This is a genomic window from Microbulbifer sp. ABF4_148 (assembly GCF_056158985.1).
In genome coordinates this window covers 1-4748 of the sequence record NZ_JBSWUI010000004.1, presented here as the reverse complement: position 1 = coordinate 4748, position 4748 = coordinate 1, and the positions used below count along the sequence as shown (strand labels likewise).

Here is a 4748-nt window from a genome sequence, read left to right as displayed (position 1 = left end):
AAGGTTAACACCCACACTTACTTCAGGACGTACAGCACCTGTAGAAGGGAATGAGTCAATGAATTCAACGAACAACGGAAATGGAAAGGCCGAAGAGGTTAACACTGGGGCAACTGGCTCCTCTGGCATTGTTGCTGGGTCAATGGAACCTTCCCTCACTTTAGATTCGATTAGTAACGGGCAAGCAACCTTTACTTACAAAGTTCAAAACCAAACTGAAAAGGTTCAAACCGTCGTTTTTCCTTCGAGTCAGAAATATGATTACAAACTTTATAATGAAGAAGGGGAAGTTCTTGTAACCTATTCTGCCAACAAAAGCTTCATCAAACAAGTTGAAAAGAAAGAAGTGAAACAGGCTGATACTCTTGAATATACAATCACGCTCGATTCACTTGCCAAAGGCTCATATACGTTAGAAATCTGGCTTGCAGTTGAAAACGAAGAAGATTTCAAGAAGACCATTGATTTTACGGTAGAATAATTCAAACCAGCTGGCATACCAGCTGGTTTTTTCATTATCAACGCAAGGCCTTCTCTAGGTATTGTTTTGACAACGTTTGAAAGTATGCAGCTTCAACAGATAGTGATGAAGAGATAAGCAGACTTTCCATTGCTTCACTCTCCACAAACGTTAACCGACTCTTTGAACAAAGTTCCTGTGCCTTTTCTTTTACAACTGAAAGATTATTCTCTGAATGAACTTCTTCAAATAGACATGCATACGCATGATAAAAAACAAGAGGGTTGATCAAATCATCGTTTCGATCTGCAGGGTTGTTGAAAGCAAATCTTAATAACAGTCGAATGCTTTCAAAGTCATGAGTGTTCTTTAAATCTTCTACAATGAATAAAATCGCTGCCTGTTCAATCGAATACTTTTTCCCATGCTGCGGAGGGCCAATCCAATCTTTAATATCTCTTTTCACCCAATTTTGTACGGCAGTGGAACGAAAGCTTGCATATTCAATTTGATTACCGAGACTCACTATTTCATTGATAGACAATCCGATCGCTCTTTCTTCAGCTTTTAAGAGCTTTCTGAAAGACAGTAGGCAGATTATTGTTTTCTTCAAATCTCCCTTCTCCTCCGGTACGCTCCCAAGCTTTCATCAAAATGTCATATGGACTTTCTTGATTCTTGATACATTGTAAGATCTTTCCCATTTCCATTCTAGTTAAATAATAGCCTTTCATCGTACACCCTACCTTATAAGGTCATTTGAACTTATCGTATAGTTTCTTTATGGAAATATCAAGAAGGAGTGCTTCTTACATGTAATAATTGGGCTTTTCACCCCTTATTTTGTTGTAACTGTTTAGGAACTGGGTGAATATCCTGTGTTGTGTAAAGGAGGAGTTCGCTTATGAACATGTACAACAACCCCTACGGGAACCAACAAGTTCAGGGTGCTAACATGCATAACCAAGTACAAGGCGCTATGAATGGTCCTAATCAACAAGTTCAGGGCGCGATGCACGGATCGAATATGCCAAATCAACAAGTTCAGGGTGCGATGCACGGACCGAATATGCCGAATCAGCAAGTACAAGGCGCAATGCATGGACCGAATATGCCAAATCAGCAAGTTCAAGGTGCCATGCATGGACCGAATATGCCGAATCAGCAAGTTCAAGGTGCCATGCATGGACCGAATATGCCGAATCAGCAAGTTCAAGGTGCTATGCATGGACCAAATATGCCGAATCAGCAAGTTCAAGGTGCCATGCACGGACCGAACATGCCGAACCAGCAAGTTCAGGGTGCCATGCAAGGACCAAATCAGCAGGTCAAGGGAGATTTAAAGCAACTTTCAGGAGATATGAAAAAGCTTTGTAAGAAATACAACAATTACCATGCAAACGTTCAAATGACTGACGGTATGGAGTATGAAGGTATTATTATGGACTCAGACAGTGAGCATGTATCATTACTACTCCCTCAAGAAGTTGCAGAAGAAGAAACAGAGCGTCAGTACGGACGACGTCGTTACAGACGCTATGGAAGATACTATTTTCCACTCGCAGGAATTGCAGCACTTAGTTTAATTCCTTATTATCGCCCGTATCCTTACTACCCTTATTACGGCTATCCTCCATATGGATATCCATATTACTATTAAAATACCTACAAAATACGAAAAGGAAGCCGTGGGGCTTCCTTTTCTTTTATGGTTTACCTTAAGCTTATTGCTTACTTTTAACATCCAAGTCATTTCTGGACACTGAGCTCTTTTGCTTGCTCGGAAGTAAACCGTTGATTGAGTGAATCACCGGAAATACTGTCAAAAACCATATCTGGGTTCAATGAGGTATTCATCTTGATATCCTGTTTTGATCTATCCCTGTTTTCCGCCATGATATCCACCTCCATCATTAGTTATCATGACCTGAACTGTTCCGAAACATACCTCACCCAACATTTAAGCTACATGGTAATTACGATTTTTCCGAACTGTTTGGCCTCAGCTAAATGATTGAACGCGTTCTTGATTTGCCCCAATTCATAGGACGCGTCGATGATCGGTTCAATGGAATGATTCGTTACAAAATCCAGCATAGCGCTAAATTCATCTGCACTCCCCATCGTCGAACCAAGAAAATTGTATTGTCCATAGAAGAAAGCTCTTAAGTTAATTTCAGCTGTATCACCTGTTGATGAGCCAAAAATGACCAAAGTACCTCCACTCCGTAAGAGATCTAACGATCGGTTGATCGTCGCTGCTCCTACACTTTCGATTACAAGATCGACCTTTTCTTCTTTTGCAACGTTCGTCCAGTCATCTTCATTTGAAAGAGCGAGATCCGCTCCAAGATCGAGGGCTTTTTTGCGCTTTTCCTCACTTCTTGAACTAACGATTACCCTAGCGCCAATCGCTTTAGCAAATTGGAGTAAAAATGTCGCAACACCGCCACCGATTCCTGGAATAAACACCGTTTGATCACTTTTTAACTGTCCTCTTGTGAATAAAGCACGATAAGCTGTTAGTGCTGCGATGCCATAAGAAGCAGCTACCTCAAACGAAAGAGAAGAAGGCTTTTGAATAGCATTTTCTTCAGGAAGCACGATACTTTCTGCAAACGTACCGTCTCCAGGAAAACCAACAATTTGAAAGCCTTCGGGCGGTGCTGCAGCATTTTCTTTCCAACCGATCCCTGGATTAATGAGCACCTCATCCCCTACTTTTACTGATTGGACGCCTTCACCTACTTCACTGATGATTCCCGCACCATCTGAGCCTAAGATGACGTCAGGATCTCCGTTTGATCGTCGCGTAGGAACAGACAAATCTCTATGATTTAATCCCGCTGCTCGTAATCGGATTTTCACCTCACCTTTTCCAGGTCGAGGTTCTTCTAAGTGTATCTTTGAATACTAGTCCTTCTTTTCCTTTGACTCCACCGTGCACATAACCTTGCATATGTAACTTCCCCTTCCTATAGCCATTTCGTCTCTTCTATCCAATGGTACTATTTATTCCCGGTGTTTCTCGAATCCGTAAACCTTACCGCCGTAGTTAAAAAGTAAAAAGCATCAGGGGATAGTCCCTGACACTTTTATACTTAGCCACTAATCCATTTGTATTCTTTCCCCCAGCTTTCTTTTGCAAGGGTTTTCACTTTTGCTACACTGTCTTGTTCAACTGCATACGAATCGCCCTGTTCGTATGGGTTGTAGTGAAACGCATAGAGACGAGAAGTGAATTCATCAAAAGGAAGCGAGCTTTCGCCAAAGTACTCACCGTTACCCATAACCGTACTAACAATTCCTTGCCCCCAGTTCTGAGAGCCGTCGTTATTCGGGTTATAGAAATAAACACGGTAGTTACCTTTAGGACATTTCGCAATTCTTTGAATCGATACCGCGTGGAAACCAAGCATCTTTCCATGAACGTTCGTGATGAATATACCGACAGGGTTCGGATAGATCAACTCATATTCATCGTTGTATTCCGGATGGTGAGTTGCATAAAACAGTCTCACAAAACCAGGATAGTCTGCGATGTTTCCAGTAATCGGTTCAATAACAGTGCTGAATCCTTTTTGTACCCAGTTTCCATAAAAAGCTGGATTTACCCAGCGATGTCCATCTTCTCCTCTTAGAGCTACCCTCGTCATCATCTCACTATAAATACGATCGAGGTGAGGAACTAAAACGATTGAAACAGGATCAAGTTCAGGATGTAGTTCAGGTGCTAATCCTCCCTGAAGATCTTTAGAATAAATGTTAACACCTTCAAACACCATATCGATTTCACCGTCACGTGCAGCTCGAGGGATGATTTCTAATAAATAACCTGGAGCATGCTGTGCCCACAAGCTGATTCCCCTTGCAGCCTGACAGGTTGGGTTCAATCCTTGACCTACTCCGAGCGGTTGTCCGAGTACACTTATGACGCCAGCAAGGAGGATACTGTTCGCCGTTAACCCTTCACCTTCGTTCGCTTTGAACAATGCGTTTCGAACCTCTGGGCGGATATCAAGCTCAATCAGTCTTCTTAACCCTGGGATAACGGGTGATGCTGTAGTACGCTCTTTCTAAGAGCAACGCTAGTCCGTATACAGATTGACATGTTGTCGGGAATAGAGCGACTTTTATAAGCTGATGAACGAGTTCTTCGTGCTCTTCGAAATTCGCTTTTCCTTTACCACTCAGTTGTAAAAGGGCAGGGAGAAGCTCCGGTGACTTTCCTGCTTAACAAGCGTGCAAGCACGCTATGATGAGGAGAGCAAAGGCCAGTATTTCGCAT

General features: G+C 42.3%; 5 protein-coding genes. 2 read left to right on the top strand and 3 right to left on the bottom strand.

Going from position 1 to position 4748, the window contains the following annotated elements:
• The coding region (locus ACXAD0_RS18540) for a BsuPI-related putative proteinase inhibitor (RefSeq protein ID WP_475090469.1) at positions 1 to 481 on the top strand (481 nt) is incomplete at its 5' end.
• Between the two features lie 37 nt (positions 482 to 518).
• On the opposite strand, the gene ACXAD0_RS18535 is transcribed toward ACXAD0_RS18540, so the two are convergent.
• Entirely contained in the window at positions 519 to 1073 is a 555-nt protein-coding gene (locus ACXAD0_RS18535) for a DUF1836 domain-containing protein (protein ID WP_475090467.1), read from the bottom strand.
• A gap of 291 nt (positions 1074 to 1364) precedes the next feature.
• On the opposite strand from ACXAD0_RS18535, the gene ACXAD0_RS18530 reads away from it, so the two are divergent.
• Positions 1365 to 2120 (top strand): hypothetical protein, encoded by a 756-nt coding sequence (locus ACXAD0_RS18530; RefSeq protein ID WP_474832890.1) that lies wholly within the window; start codon positions 1365 to 1367, stop codon positions 2118 to 2120.
• Positions 2121 to 2425: 305 nt separating this feature from the next.
• Here ACXAD0_RS18530 and ACXAD0_RS18525 read toward each other — a convergent pair whose 3' ends face one another.
• Positions 2426 to 3328 carry a zinc-binding dehydrogenase gene (locus ACXAD0_RS18525; RefSeq protein ID WP_475090466.1) on the bottom strand — a complete coding sequence of 301 codons (903 nt, stop codon included), beginning with the start codon at positions 3326 to 3328 and terminating at the stop codon, positions 2426 to 2428.
• A 233-nt stretch (positions 3329 to 3561) separates the two neighbouring features.
• A complete protein-coding gene (locus tag ACXAD0_RS18520) occupies positions 3562 to 4452 on the bottom strand; it encodes a hypothetical protein (RefSeq protein ID WP_475090464.1) in 891 nt (296 codons plus the stop codon).
• Positions 4453 to 4748 lie beyond the last annotated feature (296 nt).